Below are 16,960 nucleotides of genomic sequence, written 5' to 3'. Positions count from 1 at the left end.
TGAATAAGGATCATGCCGCATGAACCCTTTTTACACACCTATTGACATGACCTCCTGCATAACGCAGGAGGGTACCAATGGAAATACGAAAGAAGCGATCGACCCGTAATAGGGACCGATGCCTTCAAAGACATCGTGGGACTGATTGGGTGATCGCTTCTCGTATATCATACTGCGTGAGAGGATAACCACCAACCCTCTCGACGCGAAGAGGTGTCGGACGTTTTCCGTCGGATGAAGTATGGATAGGTTGGGTGTGAAAATCTTACCCCTTGCTCTCGGGGCTTGGAGGTGTCCCTATTTTTCAGGTTTGTTGTAGTAGCGGAAATAAAAGGCTTTTCCTCCGGGGAGGGGCAGTATTTCCGATTGACCGGGAATGAATCCAAAGGATTGGGTGATTGAGGTAAATTCTTCCGGATTCACCAGGTGCAGGATTTCTCCAAGGGCTTTCAGACTTTCAAAGGGTGTAGAGGAGACCGTTCCCTGGATGGGAGAAGGGAGCTGCAGGACGACGGAAAGCGTTCCTCCCGGAACCAGCCAGCTCTCGATATTTTGCAGCAGCTGGACAGGATTCACATACTCAAAGATCAGGGCGGCATGGATGTGGTCAAAAGAGTTAGTGCTGAAACCCGGGCGGGAAAGGTCCATACAGATAAGTTGAGGATTGTTTCCATGCTTGTGCCTTTTAGTCGCGGTGGAAAGAAAGGAGAGGTTCAGATCGGCTCCCACGAGGAGACGGGTCCTGTCAGGTTCAACGTGCTCAAATCCATTCCCGGCCTCACAGCCCAGAACCAGAAGACGTTGCGGGAAAACCTCACGGTAGGCCTGCAGAAAAAGATCCCGCAATGCCGGGAGTTGCCCCACGTCGGGAGAGGCCATGTGAATTTCATACTCATCCAGGGGAACTCCCAGCCAGGGATTGGTCTTTTTTTCAGAATATCCGTTCATGGATCTGTGTCCGGCCGTTTTCTGGATTCTTTCAGCTGTGCCCGGCGGCGTTTGGATTCGAGACGGCGCTCCCGGGCCGCGGAGCCGGGCCGCGTCTTTTTCCGGGGTCTGGGTTCTTCAAGGGCCTTTCGCACCAGTGCTGCGAGACGCTCCCGGGCGTCTTCCCGGTTCCTTTCCCGGTCCCGGTAGCGTCGGGCCGTAATGGTCAGAAATCCATCGGCCCCCATTCTGCGACCGGCCAGGCGAATCAGCCGTTCCTTGACGATATCGGAAAGAACCGCACATCCCATTACATCAAACTTGAGCTGGACACAGGTCGAAGCCTTGTTGACATGCTGGCCGCCGGGCCCTGAAGACCGGACGAAGGTCTCCTGAAGATCTTTTTCCTCCAGTGCCAGGGTTTCCTGAATTACAATCATTATCGGTTTCCTTATCGGTATTATCTTGGATTATGAGGGGAATGACAAGGAATACGCGCTACCCGGCTGCTGTTGTCTAGGAGGTACGTCAAATCCATTCTTTCAGGAGCTCTGAATTGAAAGTTCTTCTATCTCTGGCTACGATCTTGCTTGGCGGCGGGGCCGGTTACCTTTACTACCGGATGATTGGCTGCCGGGCAGGTGGGTGAGCCATCACTTCCAACGCTTGGTCAAGCGTTCTCTACGGAGCCATCCTGGCTTATCTTCTTCTAAGCCCCCTGGTTCAACGATACGGGAGCAGGAACCAGTCCAATGCCCCATCTGCCATCGAGCATTCTGAACCTGAATCGGATACATCCGGGTCCTAATCCCATGAAGCATGATCCAGTTGACAATTACAACCGATTCCCTTATCGTGAAAGTCCTATTTATCAGGAAGGAGAGTGTCAATGAAGAAAATAACCCACGCAAGAACAAAGGAGATTCTGGGCGTCTTTGAAGAACTCTCGAAGATCCCCCGATGCTCCAAGCACGAAGAAAAGATCTGCGAATGGTTGCTGAAATGGGCGGACGACCATAAGTTTGAAGCAAAATTGGACGAAGTCGGGAATGTATGCATCAAGGTTCCGGCTTCGAAGGGGTATGAGAAATCCCCTACGGTCGTTCTCCAGGGGCATGTGGACATGGTCTGTGAAAAAACTCCCGATTCCAGGCATGATTTTTCAAAAGATCCTATCAAGTTTGTCTATGACGGGGACTGGCTGAAAGCAGACAGGACGACCCTCGGTGCGGACAACGGAATCGCCATTGCCATGGCGCTGATTGCCGCCACGGACAAGACCCTTAAACATCCGCCCTTTGAGCTTCTCTTCACTGTCGACGAAGAGACCGGTCTCACGGGCGCTTCTTCCCTGAAACCCGGTTTTATCAGCGGGAAAATTCTCCTCAACATTGACTCTGAGGATGAGGGGTACCTCACTGTGGGATGCGCAGGCGGTATCAATACGAGAATCAGGCTTCTGGTGGACTCGGTGAAAGTACCCAGGACGTACGAATCGTATACCGTGATGGCCGGCGGGATGAAGGGGGGACACTCCGGAGTGGATATTCATCTCCAGAAAGCCAACGCCATTATCGGTCTTGCGCGCGCGCTCAACAAGATTCGATCTAAAACCGATCTCAGGATTTCCGGATTCACCGGCGGTACGGCCCACAATGCCATTCCCAGAGATGCCGAAGCCCAGATCTTCGTTCCAGAAGCCGATGCAAAGCTGGCGCGAAGTGCAGTGAAGGAGATCGAGAATGCCCTGAAGGATGAGTTTGGAACCACGGATCCCGATCTCTTTATTAAGGTCAAGGTTGTTAAAAAGGCTGAATACACAGCCTTTTCTCCGGAAGTGTCCAAGAAGGTACTGGATGTCATCCTGGCGCTACCCCACGGCGTTGCCTCCATGTCCAAGGATATTGCAGGTCTTGTTGAAACATCCAACAATCTTGCCAATGTCAGGATTGAAGATGGGATTATGACGATCCTGACCAGCCAGCGAAGCTCAAAAGTGTCCTCTCTTATGGCGTTGACGCGTCGCATTGAGGCTGTAGGGGAGCTGGCGGGTGGAATTTCCGTGAGTGGAGAAGGCTATCCGCCGTGGCCACCCAGAATGGATTCGCCTCTGCTGAAGACCTGCACGAAAGTCTATGAACGGCTCTACAAGAAGAAACCTGTAATCGATGTGATCCATGCCGGACTGGAGTGCGGGATCATCGGAGATCGTACCCCTGGAATGGATATGATTTCCTTCGGTCCAACCATTAAGAATCCGCACTCTCCCGATGAAAAAATTCACATCGGAACCATCGGTTTGGTCTGGGACTTCATGGAGGAACTTTTTAAGGAACTCAAGTAATCAATTTCAGATTCATACATGGGGCAGGGTTTCAACCCTGCCCCTTTTTTTTCTTGCTATAATCATACATACAGATTTCTGACTATGGAGGTGGTTATGGCGTTTACGTTACCCGATCTACCCTACGCGTACGATGCTCTGGAGCCCTACATGGATGCCGAAACGGTACGAATTCATCACGATCTGCATCATGGCGGATATGTAGCCAAATTAAATGCCGCGCTGGAGACGCTTTCCGATTTTCAGTCCCTCTCCATCGAGGCTCTTCTGGCCAACCTCAAGCGAGTACCCTCCAGTTCCCTGTCGGCTGTGCGGAACAATGGTGCCCAGCACTTCAACCACACTTTTTTCTGGGAGTCAATGGCTCCCGGGCGGGGAGGGGAGCCGACCGGCCACCTGAGAAGTGCGATTGAGGCCTCGTTCGGATCCTTCAATGCTTTCCATGATGCCTTTTCATCGAAGGCTGCGGGGCAGTTTGGAAGCGGGTGGGCCTGGCTCTACCGCGATGCCTCCAGCAAGACACTGGCTGTCACAAGCACCTCGAACGAAGGAACCCCCCTGCTGGATGGACACGTTCCTCTTCTGGTAATCGACGTGTGGGAACACGCCTATTACCTGAAGTACCAGAACAGGCGGCCGGACTACATTAAGGCATGGTGGAACCTGGTGAATTGGGATTGTGTTGACCGGAGATTAAGCGAGGCGTCTTAGGTCAGAGTAGTTGTGGGAATTTTCGCAAAAACTGTAAGTATGAGAAAGACGTTCTAGAAAAAGAGGGTTACCCTCACATTATTGGCATTAATTCCCACATTTCTCTTCTCAGAGAGAAAGCTGTGACTGAAATGAGTCAATGCGTACATGACGACAAGGCTGATCTTTTCGGTCTCCATGACCTTGAATCCGACTCCTGCCTGGGGAGACCACTTATATTCGTAGGTAAAGCCCTCCAGGTGGAAATCATTCCGCATGAGCCCGATCCCACCCTCTACGAAGAGACTTCCTCTGGTATATCGGATCAGGGGAGTCAGGCCAAAGGACTCGAAATGATCCCCCTCATCGAGGTCGAAGGATGTATAATCAGCGCTTAACGCAAGGCTTACATGGGAGGAAAGAGGTTTTCCGCAGGCGAGGCGGATCTCTTCGATGTTCATACGGTTATCGATATCCTTGTCGAACCAGTGGTTTGTTGCTCCCGCACCCAGAGAAAGGGACCAGTCAGCCGACCAGGCTCTGTCCTGGAGTAAACCTGTAAACAAGATGGCGGCAAGGATTAGAAAGGAACCGTAACCGGTTTTCCCTGTTTTCATGGCCCAATAGTATAACGGTATGCAGGGTAAACTGCAAGATTAACCTGCACGTATTTGACATGGAATCCGGGGACCCGTATACTGAAAACAAAGGCAGAGCTTATCTCTTTTAACACGACGCGAATTCCGAACTGAAAGGAGTGACGCATGAACAAACCCAACCGCTCACAGAGCGGGAAAGCCTTGCATTCATCACGAGAGACACCCACCGTCATTCATACAAAGATCATAGATGATGTATTTACCGACGCGGTGGATATGGTGAAGCCGCGATTTGAAGTGGACGTAGATGCCTATGTAGACAGGCTGAAGGAAGCCAATCCGGAAATTCTCAAACTCCTCTCCGGCGCCGAGACACTGGAGGCGGCTCGAGATCAGTTATACACCTACCTCGAAGCGGCAGAGCGGGAAATCTTCAAAATTCAGAACGACTTTCATATACTGGAAAAGGCCACAGTTCGAGAGTCAATCCGTGTCTTTAAGAGCATCATCGGTCCAATCAATGAGCATCGAACCGGCTTCTCTGCGCTTCAGGTACTCTGGAAACTGGCCCGGGAGAACGATGCAGATACGCGGAATGGAATCTCTGCCGGGTTCCTTCTGGAGTTCATCAACCTCTATCGGGGGGTCGCGGGCCGATCTAATATCTATTTTGAATCCCGGGAGGCGAAAAAAGGAATTCCCGATTTTCTTCGCCTCGAAGGAAGAAAAGCCGCCGAAGCCCGCACGATCATGCTGGATGACATGGGAGTAAGTGTAAAGAAGTATTTTAAGAAATACCCTTCGGGACTGGATCCGGACCTCATTGAGTGGAGGGAGGAGAATCGGCACAGAATCCTGGACTATTTCGGGGGTGCGGAATCGGACTGGAAGGACTATCGATGGCAGCTCAAGCACGTGATCAAAGATGCAAAGCCCCTTCTGGATCTGATCGAACTGACTTCCGAACAGCAGGACGCCATCCGGAAAGCGTCGTCCAATGCCATTCCCTTTGGGATTACGCCGTATTACCTGAGCCTGATGGATCGAACCCTATCCATTGGATTTGATGCAGCCATCCGGGCGCAGGTGATCCCGCCCCCGGATTATGTAAATCAAATGGCGGAACACCGCACGGACCGCAGCCTGATCTTCGACTTCATGGGAGAACACGATACGTCGCCGGTGGACCTGGTCACTCGACGATATCCCATGATTGCCATCATCAAACCTTTTAATACCTGTGCGCAAATCTGCGTGTACTGCCAGAGAAACTGGGAAATCGATGAAGTCATGGATCCGAAGGCCATGGCGGACAAGCATAGCCTGGCCCAGGCCATTCAATTCCTGGCGGATCATCCCTCCATTGGAGATGTTCTCGTCACGGGTGGCGATCCCTGTATCATGAGGGATGAATCGTTTCGGCGACTGATTCAATCGATTGCCGACATTCCGCACGTGATTCGTATCCGGATCGGCACCCGTACACCTGTCGTTCTTCCCATGCGGTGGTCGGAGAAATTCCTGGACATTCTTTCTTCCTTCCACGAACCCGGCCACAGAGAAGTTGCCGTAATCACCCATTTTGAGCATTCATCGGAGGTTACCCCCGAATCGATGGAAGCGGTGCAGAAGATCCGAAAGCGCGGGATTGGGGTTTACAACCAGGAAGTCTTCACCATTTACAATTCCCGACGGTTTGAAAGCGCAAAGCTTCGTCGGGATCTCCGCCTGATCGGCGTCGATCCTTACTACACCTTCAACATGAAGGGGAAGGACGAAACACGGAGGTACATGGTCCCGATCGCCAGAATCCTGCAGGAACGCAAGGAAGAGGCCCGCCTTCTGCCGGGACTGGACCGGACCGATGAGCCGGTCTTTAACGTCCCCAAGCTGGGGAAAAATCACCTGCGAGCGTGGCAGGACCATCGAGTCGTAATGATCCTCGCGAATGGGTCCAGGGTGTACGAGTTCCATCCCTGGGAGAAGAATATCAAACCGCTGCCGCCCTACAATTATGTGGACGTACCGATTTACGACTACCTCGAGGAACTGGCGGCCCGGGGGGAAAATATCCGGGATTATCGAACGATCTGGTACTACTACTAAGATGCGGGACAAACTCATCTGATGTATACTCAAGGAAAGATCTGCCCTGCATCACGGCATGATTACGGAAATACTTATCGTTTTCCCGCGTACCGTTGGGTGGGACTTATTATTATTCCAAATCTGTTGTAATCAACAGGGGTGGTTGATCAACTTGACCATGTCAGAAGAATTACTGCAAATAGAGGTATAAGGATCTTGTATGAATACGTTGCTTATTAATCCGCGATGCCCGGAAACATTCTGGAGTTTCTCTCACGCTGTGAAATTTGTATTGAGACGTGCCAGTCTCCCGCCACTCGGTCTGATGACCATTGCCGCTTTGCTACCGAAGGAATGGAATCTCCGATTGGTCGATCTGAACGTGCGGAAATTGAAGGACGCAGATCTCAGATGGGCCGATCTGGCTATGATTACCGCAATGAATATTCAAAAAGCTTCTGTTCATGAAGTACTGGAACGATGCAGGGATTTTGGTGTCCGAACGGTCTGCGGAGGTCCTTACTTTACCATGGAGGAAAATCTGCCGGATACCATCGACCACCTGGTTCTGAATGAAGCCGAAGAGACTCTCCCTCGTTTCCTGAAAGATTTGTCGAGGGGAGAAGCATCTACGCGCTATGAAACCACAGAGTGGGCCGATTTGGCCACGACCCCCATTCCCCGGTGGGATCTGATCCGCATGGGAAACTATGCGACGATGAGTATTCAATATTCAAGGGGATGTCCCTTTGACTGTGAATTTTGTGACATCACTCGTCTCTGTGGTAGAAGGCCCAGAACCAAATCGACCGGGCAGATCCTGGCTGAACTGGAACGACTGTACCGTCTGGGATGGCGTCGAGGCGTGTTTTTTGTAGACGATAACTTTATAGGCAATAAGAAGAAACTGAGAAGCGATCTTCTCCCGGCCCTTGCAGACTGGATGAAGTCGCACTCGCATCCCTTCACCTTTAATACACAGGCATCCATTGAGCTTGCCGATGACGCCGCCCTGATGAAAGCCATGGTTCAGGCTGGTTTCGATACCGTATTTGTTGGAATTGAAACCCCCAATGATCAGAGCCTGACCGAATGCGGAAAGGTTCAAAACCGGAATCGTGACCTGGTTACGTCAGTGAAGATGATTCAGGCGGCGGGACTCCAGGTTCAGGGCGGATTTATCGTGGGATTTGATCATGACCCCCCCGGAATCTTTGACTCTCAAATCAAATTCATTCAAAACAGCGGGATCGTAACAGCCATGGTAGGGCTGCTGAATGTACTTCCGAAAACCAGGCTTTACCAGCGGCTGAAAGGCGAGAAAAGGCTTCTGGATGAGTCTTCGGGGGACAACACCGATCTGACAATCAATTTTATCCCGCGAATGGATCGAGCTCAGCTGATCGAGGGGTATCGAAGAATATTAAAGACCATCTACTCGCCCAGGAATTACTATGAAAGAGTGAAAACCTTTTTGAAGAATTACAAACCTTCTCCCCGGGGGACATTTCGGATCGATCCATCCGACATCGCCGCATTTCTGCGCTCGATTATTTCGCTGGGTGTCCTGGGGAAGGAGAGGTTTCAGTACTGGAAGCTGATGGTCTGGACTCTTTTCCGACGTCCCACCCTTATCTCCGAAGCAGTGACTCTCTCCATTTATGGGCATCATTTCCGAAAGATCTACGAGGCTTACGTGAGCAGTGCAACGGAGACCTATCCTCAGATCGTGTAACGCCGGATTAGCCCCCGCAATATTCATAGATAAAAAAATCCCCCCGGTGTCCGGGGGGATAAGGTTGGTTTCGTAGTTTATTTAACGCAGGGTTACGTTTACCGCAGAGGGACCCTTCGGGCCGTTCTGGATTTCGAACTTCACGAGATCGCCCTCGTTAAGGGACTTGAAACCGTTGCCCGAAATGGCCGAATAGTGGACGAATACGTCCTGACCTTCGGAGGTCTCAATAAAACCAAATCCCTTTGTGTTGTTAAACCACTTCACTGTTCCTTCAGACATGTACTGCTCCTTCTAATGAGATATTTCAAAAGTAGCACAAAAAAAACCACAAAGTTCAGAGCCTTTGTGGATCGTAATCGTGCAAAAACTTCTGAAATTCAGACCAATCATCTCATAGTATTTCGCAAAAGTCAATACCTTACGGCTTTCCACCTGGGAAGTCCGGTATTATAGTAGAGGTATGGAGGAAAACAATCAGGAGAGCTATCTCTTTGACTTTTTCGAAGATCTTCCGAGGCAGGGACCCGGAAGCCCGGATTTAACCCGCTCCGCGCTGAGGGTGATCGATTCACTCTCCCCCCAATCCCGAATCCTGGATATCGGTTGTGGAACCGGGGCCCAGACAGAGGTGATTGGAGAGGAGACCCATGCCCGTGTGATCGCCCTCGATATCCGCATTTCCTATATTCATCATCTACTGAGGACGCGAATCCTTAACAGAATATACGGTATTGCCGGATCGATGCTGGACCTGCCCTTTATGCCAGGATCCTTCGATCTGATCTGGTGTGAGGGTGCGGCTTATATTCTGGGTTTGGAAGGAGCACTTCGTGAATGGAATCGTTATCTGAAACCATGTGGATTCATCATGATCAGTGAAGCTGTATGGTGGACTTCCAATCCTTCCCAGGAGATTCGGGCATTCTGGGATCGTGAGTATCCATCGATAGGTACGGTTGAATCAAATATAACCCTCGCAACGAACCTCGGGTACACGGTTCTGGCTACCCTGCGGCTTCCCTCCGAGGTGTGGTGGAGTTCAATCTATACACCCCTGGAAGAAAAGGTCTATCGTGTTCTGCCCGGGAGTAAGGATGAAGGGGAAATGGCCTTTTTATATAAAATCCTCGAGGAAATTGACATGTTCCGGAACTACCATGAAGAGTATGGATATGTCTACTTCGTACTGCGTTCCAATCGATAGGTTAGCTACCCTGCATGACGGGTACAGGAATGATAGAATTATTTAATCGGGTAAATTGTTTTCATCTTTACCTATGGGAACGAATATGTTCGGGTTAATTCGGGTACTGATCCTTACGGGGGATAGGGAGGTCAGGCAATACCTCTCTCATCTTATCGTGTCTTCCGGATATGATGTCGAAGTATGCGATTCGGGGGAAAGAGCCCTGCAATTGTTCCGGGAAGGTGCTTTTCCTTTTGTCATCGTGGATCTCGACATGGATCTCAACGGGTACGTCATCCAATCCCTGTCATCCAACCCCCAGCGCTTTAAGACCATTCTGATTGCCCTGACGTCTCCGGCATCCGTAAGAACGCCTCAACAGTTGATTTCCGCCGGATTTGATGACTGGTTCTCCAAGCCCCTGCTTAAAAACCAGTGGGCCATAACGGCGCACCGGCTTGAACGCTGGACAAAGCTCTTTTCCCGCTACCTTGAAGATCAGAAAAAACTGGAAGCTTCATCCAAGCGAATCAACCGGATTTTGGACCGCATGGTGGAGTACGCCGCGATCCTCGATGGGGAGGGTAAGATGGAATACGTATCTCCCCATTTTGCGGAATATCTGGGCAAAGTACGCGAGGATCTTATTGGAACTTCTATCTTTTTCCCAGTTCACCCCGATGACTTTATCGAATTTAACAAGTTCTTTATGGAAGTTCTCTTTGCCCCAAATTTCAAGAAGGATGGTCAGGTTCGATTTTCCGAATCCCAATTCCCCGACCTCCGTGTGAATATTCAACTGGAAAACTGCCTTTCAGAGAGGGAGGTGGAAGGCCTGGTTCTGCGAGTGCATCCAGCCTGGGCTACGGCTACGGGGGTTGCTCCCGACGACCGTGTCGTTGAGGTCTCTCCCAGGGAAACCGTGATGATGGATCGACGTGAGCTGCAGGGATATGAGCAGGATGATGAAACCGGTTTTTTAAAACAGAGGGCCCTCATGATGGAAGTGGGTGAAGCCCTGGAACATCTGGAAGAGATGCCGGACAGCTGGGTCATTCTCATCGTGATCGAATTCAAGAACTCAGAGATTTGGGAAGAGAAGTACGACCGATTGACCATGAAACAATTTCTTCCCGCCCTGGCCCGACGCCTTGAAGCCTGCAAACGGCCGGAAGATCTTATCGCTCGAACGGGAACCCACCAGTACTGCATCCTTCTCAAGAATTTCCCCCATGCGCAGACCCTTCCTAGGATCAAGGACCGTGTTGAAGAGCTCCTGCGGCGTCCCTTCTACCTCGAAGGCTGCACCATTGAACTGGAACCCCAGATCGGCATCACTTCGACCCACGATCCGGCCCTGCGACCGGAAGCTCTTTTGGACGATGCCATTCAGGCAATTTACGTGCCCCGCAGAAAGAAGCCGGAGGCGGGGAAAGCTGACAAAGAGCACGATGTGGAAGAAGAAAACCGACTCTATATGGGACTGAAAGAAAATCGATTTCGACTCTTTTATCAGCCCATCATTTCCCTGGATAACGGAAAGATCGCAGGGATGGAAGCCCTGATTCGATGGGAACATCCTGAAAAGGGACTCCTGGTGACAAGAGAGTTCCTTTCCATGGCGGAACATACCGAACTGATCGTTCCCATTGGCGAATGGGTATTAAAAGAGGCTCTGATCCAGCTGAAAAAGTGGAAAGCGATGAAAATCTGTCCGGACCCCTTCTGCCTGCACATTAATGTGTCCGAAGCGCAATACATTCACGGGGATCTTCATTTCAGCCTGAATCAGCTTAAGGAGCAGGAGATCTTCATTCACAACGGGCTTGCCCTGGAAATTAAAGAAACCTATCTCATGGAACATCCGGATAAGACAGCAGCTCTTCTGCGGAAGCTGAAACCGATGGACGTTAAAATTGCTGTCGACTGGTCCAGTGATGGATTCAGCTCACTCAGCTGCCTGGATAAGTATGACATCCATATGGTGAAAATTCCGTCCACCTGGCTGCGAAAGGATACCCATGCCAGGGCATCACTGAAAATGGAGACGACCCTTCTGAAGGCCACACATGATCATGGCGTCGCAATGATTGTGGAAGGGATCGAGACGCTCGAAGACCATAACAATGTGAAGGCCGCGGGGTATCCACTGGGGCAGGGATATTACTATGCCTTCCCCATGCCTGCAGCTGTGGCAACGAACCTGTTGCGGACCGATGTGACCTGGTGACCTGATCCTCTGAATGGAGCATGGTACAATTCGAGAACAGTTTCCCATCAATCGGCAGATCCAAACACGTTTGGAAAGGAGATAACCATGGGTTTATTTGATTTTAAAAAGGATGCGGGCAAGGACGTTGAGGAAAAAGATAAAAGGACAGAAGCTCAGATTGCGGATGACAAGATCCAGGAACTCAGAAATCAGAGATTCACCAACAACCTGAATAAGGAAGCGAAAGAACTGGGTCTTGCCACCGATAATGTGACCATCCAATTCGATCGCGGAACGGTGCACGTCAAGGGAACCCTGGGTTCCCAGACCGATCGGGAAAAGCTGATTCTGGCCCTGGGGAACGTGAAAGGTGTGGAAAAGGTTAAGGATGAAATTACCGTGGACCAATCCGAACAGGAATCCACGATGTACACGGTTGTGGCGGGGGACAGCCTTTCAAAGATCGCCAAACATCACTATGGGGATGCCATGAAATACATGGTGATTTTTGAGGCAAACCAGCCCATGCTGAAAGATCCCAATAAGATTTATGTGGGACAGGTCCTTCGGATTCCACCTCTGAACGATTAATCGAGGAGAAGCGAATACCGTAGCATTGTGTTGGTCAGGGGAAACCTAAATCTCTCTCCCATAGATGAACTGACCGCATCGGGTATCCTTTATGGAAGCAATGTCCGGCAGATGACCCCATCGCTTGAATCCGCAGCGTTCCAGGAGACGCACGCTGGCTTCATTGACATCGAGGAGGATGGCGAAGAAGTGCCGTAACCCAAGCAGGGGAGCCTGTTCGATGGCATGGAGAATCAGTCGCATGGCAATACCCCTTTTCCGAAAGTTCCTGTCCACGTAATAACTGATCTCCGCTGCCGTGCGTAAGGCTTCCCGGCCGGGACGATAGGGGCTTACACTGCACCAGCCGATGATCTTTTTGTCTTCGGTCATCACGTAGATCGGGTAGGTCGATGGATTATGAAGGTTGAACCAATCGATTCGCTCATCCAGCCGGACCGGTGTGAGATCGGCCGTCCGAAACCCTTCTTCCACCGCCTGATTATAAATATCGATAATTGTGGACAAATCATCCCGGGTTGCCGTCCGAATATCCATCCTTACGATCTCCTGATCAAAAATAGGGACAGTCCCTATTTATTATCCTTTTTGCAAGGACGACCATGGGCCAGGGGACGTAGCCTTTTGCCAATGAGTGTTTCCAATTTTGAAACAAAGGAATCACTTCCCAGCGGACGTCCATTGCGGTCATGTAAAACAAGTTGATTACCAATACTCGTATCTTCAAATGAATCTAAAATGCTTTTCCACGCTTGTGGAGTGATTATCTTCAACCAATAAGCCGTATCAATGAGTCCCGACCGATCATTTCCTTCAACATGAGATCGGGCACTCGACCAGGGATAATCCATAGCTTTTGGGACCAGTTTTGCCCGAATAGGATTCGTCTCAATGTAAGCCATGGCGCGAAAGAGATGCTGCTCATCAAGAGCACAGGAAAAGAAACGATTCTGCCAGAAATGTCCACTGCGATTGTGGAGCTGATTGATTCGCTGGGTATATTTTAAATGAACCCTCGCAAAGACTTTGGTCAAAGTGTCCGATTCTGAAGGTATCCCAATCAGATGAATATGATTGGTCATGAGGCAGTAACCCAGAAGGGTAAATCCATATTCTTGTGAGTGTATCTTTAAATCACACAGATATTTCTGACGATCATCCTCCGTGAAGAAGATGTCCTGTTTATTGTTTCCACGCTGTGTAATGTGGTGCGGAATATCAGGAATTACAATTCTTGGTCGCCTGGGCATATCATAATAGTATCATAAAAATAGGGACTGTCCCTATTTTTTATCGAGAAAACGAGGCAGTCTCTGGCTCAGGGGGTTCCATAGGCCTCTCTGGCTCTTTGAACAAGAGGCATAAAATCCCGGGCCCAGTGACCACGAACCAGGTCATCACTGAGAAAATCCTCACCTCTGTCCCGCTTCCAATGATTCTCTTCCAGTTCATCAAAATATCGCATGCAGACGTCATGGAGATCGAGCAAAACGGAATCTGTTACTCCTCCAATGGGAAGATCCTCCATGGCGGATCGGTCGCCAAAACCATCTCCTTCCGGGTACAAGTTCCAGAATGCCATCCAGTAGATGACGTTCGGGTCGGATGAATCTTGCGTCACCGTTGCATCGTCGTTCGCGGATGGAGAAGAGATAAGTTTTCTGAAATAGGTCTTCGCGCTATCCCCGGCCACATACCAGATGGCTGCTCCGAGAATGACAATGGCTGCAAATTTCATGAATGATCTCAAGAATCCTCCGATTAAACAAACAGGATGGGAATATGGTAGCACGAAGGGCGGGTGTGAGAATCCAAGAAAATGCGCTTCTTATTCGTCCCTTGAGTGATGCGGTAGAATCATACCGAGGGGAGGAAGATATGAGGTCCGGTGGAACCTTACTAAGAATCCTGAATTTGTTCATTTTGGCTGGTCTTCTTCTTATCCCGGATGCCGTAATCGCCGGTGAAGCTTCAAGAATATGCAGGGACCTGAGCAGAGCCCATGACTGGTGGAGTGATCAGGCTCTGGATTGCGGGTTTGGCCTGCAGGATCCAGGGAATCTGAAAAAGGAAAAGGATCTTGAAGAAGCAATTCGGCGGATCCGGAACCTTGGCCCCGGAGCTGATAAAGATCTGGTGATGCTGACGGACAGGGGAACCACGGACGTGCGGTGCTGGGCAATCGAGCTCATGGGGCGAATGAACAATCCGGCCCTTGATGTGAAGCGCCTTTCAGAAGATTCGGATTGGAAGGTCCGGGCTGCAGTGATGATTGCGGTGGGTCGTTTTGAATCCCAATCCCACAACTCCCTCTTTGTGGAACTCCTGAGCCAGGGATTAAGTGACACGGAAGTCGTCTATCTTCGACAGGATCCGCGGAGAATCGGGGAGGGAGGAAGTGCCCAATCTTACCAGCCTGTGATCCTGGCAGCCCTGAAGGGCCTGATTCTCGCAGGAAAAACAGAGGTTCTCCCTGCAGCGCTCTCCGGGCTCCGATTGAAACCCTGTATCTCCCGTTCCTATGACAGCACGCCGGATCCCTTCCCCGATATCGTGACGGAAGTCCTTCCACCATGGGTGCCGGATGGAATTGATCCCATCATTGTGAAGGCCGGGCTCGATGCGGTTACACCTCTTCTTGACGCCCTGATGTATCCTGACACACCGTTTCATCTGACTCACGGCGGAAGACACAATATCAACCGGGAAGAGCCTGGCCTGATATCAAGAACATTCCGACAGACGCCGCCGACTCCGACGGGGTACCTGTCCTATCTCCTCTACCACCTGGAAATGATCGAAGGGCGCGAAGGGGTCATTACGGCTATTCTTGACGCAGAAAAATCAGGCAAGTACCCGAAAGGAGCTTTTCTTCCTGCGCTGGGCCTGAGAGCGGAAAATCCCAAAGCCCTGGCCGTTTTATTGAAAGATGCGGACGATCATGTTCTCTTCGGTGCCATAACAAACCGGAACCATGGAAGTCTCAAGGGCGGAATCGATCAGCATGCGATCGTCGATCGGCTCATTGGAATGCTCTCCCGTAAAGAAGATCAATTCATCTATTCCGTACCGAGGCTCCTGGGAGAAATCGATGATCCCAGGGTCGTAAAGGCACTTCTGGGACTTCTGGAGGAAAGGGATGGAACCGGAGCCCTTTCGGCGGAGCATCGGGGCATCGAGGCCATCCGGGGTCTCGCAAAGACAGGCGGGCCTGACGTTCTTGAGAAAATAAAAAGCCTGAGACAGGTGGGTGACCTGGATGTAGCCACCAACGAGTGGATTCGTGTGGAGGTAGAAAACGCCATTACTTCGATGGAGGAGAGATTAAAAAACCGTAGACCGTAGTCCGCAAATCGTAGTTCGTAGAAAAATTTGCGAATCTCAAAAACATTGTTTATTGCTTTTCAACCGTCTATCCAACTATTATCTATCATCTACTGTCTACGATCTACTATCTACGATCTACTGATGCTTGATCAGGAATTTCGGTCACCCCCTGTCTGTTCGTTAAGGGTAGGACATATGACACTTCATCCAGGAGGTATGCATGAGCAAAACCCTTGTTAACGCATACGCGGCAACCCGGGCGAAAGGCCCGTTAGAACCCTTTACCTACGATCTTTCAGAAATCGGTCCCGAACAGGTCGATATACGTGTTGAATTCTGCGGACTCTGCCATTCCGATCTGAGCATGCTGGACAACGACTGGGGCATGACGGCGTATCCCTTTGTCCCCGGCCACGAAGTTGTCGGTACGATCGAGCGGACCGGGGAACATGTAAAAGGTCTCTCGGTGGGAGACCGTGTTGGCCTGGGCTGGTTTTCAGGCAGTTGCATGCACTGTGCACAGTGTCTCTCCGGAAGCCATCACCTGTGCGCCGGAAACGAGCAGACCATCGTGGGACGCTACGGCGGTTTTGCAGATATAGTCCGCGGGCACTGGGCCTGGGCGACTCCCATTCCGAAGGAACTCGATCAAGCGAAGGTCGGCCCCCTTTTCTGTGGGGGAATCACCGTCTTCAACCCCATTCTCAAGGCTGGAGTCCTGCCTACCGACCGGGTCGGGGTGATCGGGATTGGCGGCCTGGGACACATGGCTCTTCAGTTCCTGAATAAATGGGGGTGCGAAGTCACCGCGTTCACCTCTTCGCCGGGGAAGGAAGAGGAAGCCCGCTCCATGGGGGCTCACCGGGTGGTCAATTCCCGGGATGCGGACGCGTTACGGGCGTATGTCGGCTACTTTGATTTTATCCTCAACACAACGAACGTATCTCTGGACTGGCCGGTCTACCTTGAATTACTGGGCCCCAAAGGGGTTTTTCATACGGTAGGAGCCGTGCTTGAACCTATGGGAGTCCCTGCATTTTCGCTTATTACAGGGGAAAAATCGGTGGCCGGCAGCCCCCTGGGAAGCCCGGCACTGACAAGAACGATGCTGGAATTCTGTGCACGGCACACGATCGCCCCGGTGACGGAAGAGTTCGCCATGAAGGATATCAACGAAGCCTTTGACCACCTCCGCTCAGGAAAGGCCCGGTACCGGATCGTCCTGAAATCATGAAGAAAGCTCATTCCTGTCAATAGA

The 16,960-nt window shown here is 50.9% G+C and carries 16 protein-coding genes; 9 read left to right on the top strand and 7 right to left on the bottom strand.

Annotation, left to right across the window (positions count from 1 at the left end):
- Window positions 1-297: 297 nt before the first annotated feature.
- Together PLD04_13905 and arfB are read right to left on the bottom strand one after the other, a co-directional pair.
- Window positions 298-948 carry a class I SAM-dependent methyltransferase gene (locus PLD04_13905; protein ID HXK69421.1) on the bottom strand — a complete coding sequence of 217 codons (651 nt, stop codon included), beginning with the start codon at window positions 946-948 and terminating at the stop codon, window positions 298-300.
- A complete protein-coding gene (arfB, locus tag PLD04_13900; GenBank protein ID HXK69420.1) occupies window positions 945-1,367 on the bottom strand; it encodes an alternative ribosome rescue aminoacyl-tRNA hydrolase ArfB in 423 nt (140 codons plus the stop codon). The genes PLD04_13905 and arfB overlap by 4 nt, the downstream gene beginning before the upstream one ends.
- A gap of 449 nt (window positions 1,368-1,816) precedes the next feature.
- On the opposite strand from arfB, the gene PLD04_13895 reads away from it, so the two are divergent.
- Complete coding sequence (locus tag PLD04_13895; protein ID HXK69419.1) at window positions 1,817-3,271, top strand: aminoacyl-histidine dipeptidase; 1,455 nt, start codon at window positions 1,817-1,819, stop codon at window positions 3,269-3,271.
- Window positions 3,272-3,367: 96 nt separating this feature from the next.
- Window positions 3,368-3,982 carry a superoxide dismutase gene (locus tag PLD04_13890; protein ID HXK69418.1) on the top strand — a complete coding sequence of 205 codons (615 nt, stop codon included), beginning with the start codon at window positions 3,368-3,370 and terminating at the stop codon, window positions 3,980-3,982.
- Between the two features lie 53 nt (window positions 3,983-4,035).
- Here the strand turns inward: PLD04_13890 and PLD04_13885 are convergent, their stop codons facing one another.
- Window positions 4,036-4,578: an acyloxyacyl hydrolase gene (locus PLD04_13885; protein HXK69417.1), complete on the bottom strand. Its 543-nt coding sequence runs from the start codon at window positions 4,576-4,578 to the stop codon at window positions 4,036-4,038.
- Window positions 4,579-4,725: 147 nt separating this feature from the next.
- On the opposite strand from PLD04_13885, the gene PLD04_13880 reads away from it, so the two are divergent.
- Window positions 4,726-6,666, top strand: a complete 1,941-nt coding sequence (locus tag PLD04_13880; protein HXK69416.1) for a KamA family radical SAM protein — start codon at window positions 4,726-4,728, stop codon at window positions 6,664-6,666.
- A 202-nt stretch (window positions 6,667-6,868) separates the two neighbouring features.
- Window positions 6,869-8,383, top strand: a complete 1,515-nt coding sequence (locus PLD04_13875; protein HXK69415.1) for a DUF4070 domain-containing protein — start codon at window positions 6,869-6,871, stop codon at window positions 8,381-8,383.
- A gap of 81 nt (window positions 8,384-8,464) precedes the next feature.
- On the opposite strand, the gene PLD04_13870 is transcribed toward PLD04_13875, so the two are convergent.
- A complete protein-coding gene (locus PLD04_13870; protein ID HXK69414.1) occupies window positions 8,465-8,665 on the bottom strand; it encodes a cold-shock protein in 201 nt (66 codons plus the stop codon).
- A 181-nt stretch (window positions 8,666-8,846) separates the two neighbouring features.
- On the opposite strand from PLD04_13870, the gene PLD04_13865 reads away from it, so the two are divergent.
- From PLD04_13865 to lysM, 3 genes are all read left to right on the top strand, one after another.
- Complete coding sequence (locus tag PLD04_13865; GenBank protein ID HXK69413.1) at window positions 8,847-9,590, top strand: class I SAM-dependent methyltransferase; 744 nt, start codon at window positions 8,847-8,849, stop codon at window positions 9,588-9,590.
- Window positions 9,591-9,663: 73 nt separating this feature from the next.
- Complete coding sequence (locus PLD04_13860; protein HXK69412.1) at window positions 9,664-11,802, top strand: EAL domain-containing protein; 2,139 nt, start codon at window positions 9,664-9,666, stop codon at window positions 11,800-11,802.
- 87 nt (window positions 11,803-11,889) lie between these two features.
- Window positions 11,890-12,375, top strand: coding sequence for a peptidoglycan-binding protein LysM (lysM, locus tag PLD04_13855; protein HXK69411.1), 486 nt, complete (start codon window positions 11,890-11,892; stop codon window positions 12,373-12,375).
- 45 nt (window positions 12,376-12,420) lie between these two features.
- Here the strand turns inward: lysM and PLD04_13850 are convergent, their stop codons facing one another.
- The 3 genes from PLD04_13850 to PLD04_13840 form a co-directional block, all read right to left on the bottom strand.
- Complete coding sequence (locus tag PLD04_13850; GenBank protein ID HXK69410.1) at window positions 12,421-12,912, bottom strand: N-acetyltransferase family protein; 492 nt, start codon at window positions 12,910-12,912, stop codon at window positions 12,421-12,423.
- Between the two features lie 35 nt (window positions 12,913-12,947).
- A complete protein-coding gene (locus tag PLD04_13845; protein ID HXK69409.1) occupies window positions 12,948-13,625 on the bottom strand; it encodes a transposase in 678 nt (225 codons plus the stop codon).
- A 68-nt stretch (window positions 13,626-13,693) separates the two neighbouring features.
- Complete coding sequence (locus PLD04_13840; GenBank protein HXK69408.1) at window positions 13,694-14,125, bottom strand: hypothetical protein; 432 nt, start codon at window positions 14,123-14,125, stop codon at window positions 13,694-13,696.
- Window positions 14,126-14,289: 164 nt separating this feature from the next.
- On the opposite strand from PLD04_13840, the gene PLD04_13835 reads away from it, so the two are divergent.
- Both PLD04_13835 and PLD04_13830 read left to right on the top strand, forming a co-directional pair.
- On the top strand, window positions 14,290-15,720 hold the full coding sequence (locus PLD04_13835) for a HEAT repeat domain-containing protein (protein ID HXK69407.1): 1,431 nt from the start codon (window positions 14,290-14,292) through the stop codon (window positions 15,718-15,720).
- A 202-nt stretch (window positions 15,721-15,922) separates the two neighbouring features.
- Window positions 15,923-16,936 carry an NAD(P)-dependent alcohol dehydrogenase gene (locus tag PLD04_13830; GenBank protein ID HXK69406.1) on the top strand — a complete coding sequence of 338 codons (1,014 nt, stop codon included), beginning with the start codon at window positions 15,923-15,925 and terminating at the stop codon, window positions 16,934-16,936.
- Window positions 16,937-16,960: the final 24 nt, after the last annotated feature.

It is taken from the genome of Thermoanaerobaculia bacterium (assembly GCA_035593605.1).
Classification (GTDB): domain Bacteria; phylum Acidobacteriota; class Thermoanaerobaculia; order UBA2201; family DAOSWS01; genus DAOSWS01.
The sequence above is the reverse complement of the archived record's forward strand: the minus strand, read 5'-3'. Positions and strand labels throughout refer to the sequence as shown.

Coding starts and splice junctions, on each gene's coding strand:
- PLD04_13830 (HXK69406.1), top strand. CDS start 15,923: ATGAGCAAAACCCTTGTTAACGCATACGCGGCAACCCGGGCGAAAGGC.
- PLD04_13885 (HXK69417.1), bottom strand. CDS start 4,578: ATGAAAACAGGGAAAACCGGTTACGGTTCCTTTCTAATCCTTGCCGCC.
- PLD04_13870 (HXK69414.1), bottom strand. CDS start 8,665: ATGTCTGAAGGAACAGTGAAGTGGTTTAACAACACAAAGGGATTTGGT.
- PLD04_13880 (HXK69416.1), top strand. CDS start 4,726: ATGAACAAACCCAACCGCTCACAGAGCGGGAAAGCCTTGCATTCATCA.
- PLD04_13845 (HXK69409.1), bottom strand. CDS start 13,625: ATGCCCAGGCGACCAAGAATTGTAATTCCTGATATTCCGCACCACATT.
- PLD04_13850 (HXK69410.1), bottom strand. CDS start 12,912: ATGGATATTCGGACGGCAACCCGGGATGATTTGTCCACAATTATCGAT.
- PLD04_13865 (HXK69413.1), top strand. CDS start 8,847: ATGGAGGAAAACAATCAGGAGAGCTATCTCTTTGACTTTTTCGAAGAT.
- PLD04_13895 (HXK69419.1), top strand. CDS start 1,817: ATGAAGAAAATAACCCACGCAAGAACAAAGGAGATTCTGGGCGTCTTT.
- PLD04_13905 (HXK69421.1), bottom strand. CDS start 948: ATGAACGGATATTCTGAAAAAAAGACCAATCCCTGGCTGGGAGTTCCC.
- arfB (HXK69420.1), bottom strand. CDS start 1,367: ATGATTGTAATTCAGGAAACCCTGGCACTGGAGGAAAAAGATCTTCAG.
- PLD04_13875 (HXK69415.1), top strand. CDS start 6,869: ATGAATACGTTGCTTATTAATCCGCGATGCCCGGAAACATTCTGGAGT.
- lysM (HXK69411.1), top strand. CDS start 11,890: ATGGGTTTATTTGATTTTAAAAAGGATGCGGGCAAGGACGTTGAGGAA.
- PLD04_13890 (HXK69418.1), top strand. CDS start 3,368: ATGGCGTTTACGTTACCCGATCTACCCTACGCGTACGATGCTCTGGAG.
- PLD04_13860 (HXK69412.1), top strand. CDS start 9,664: ATGGGAACGAATATGTTCGGGTTAATTCGGGTACTGATCCTTACGGGG.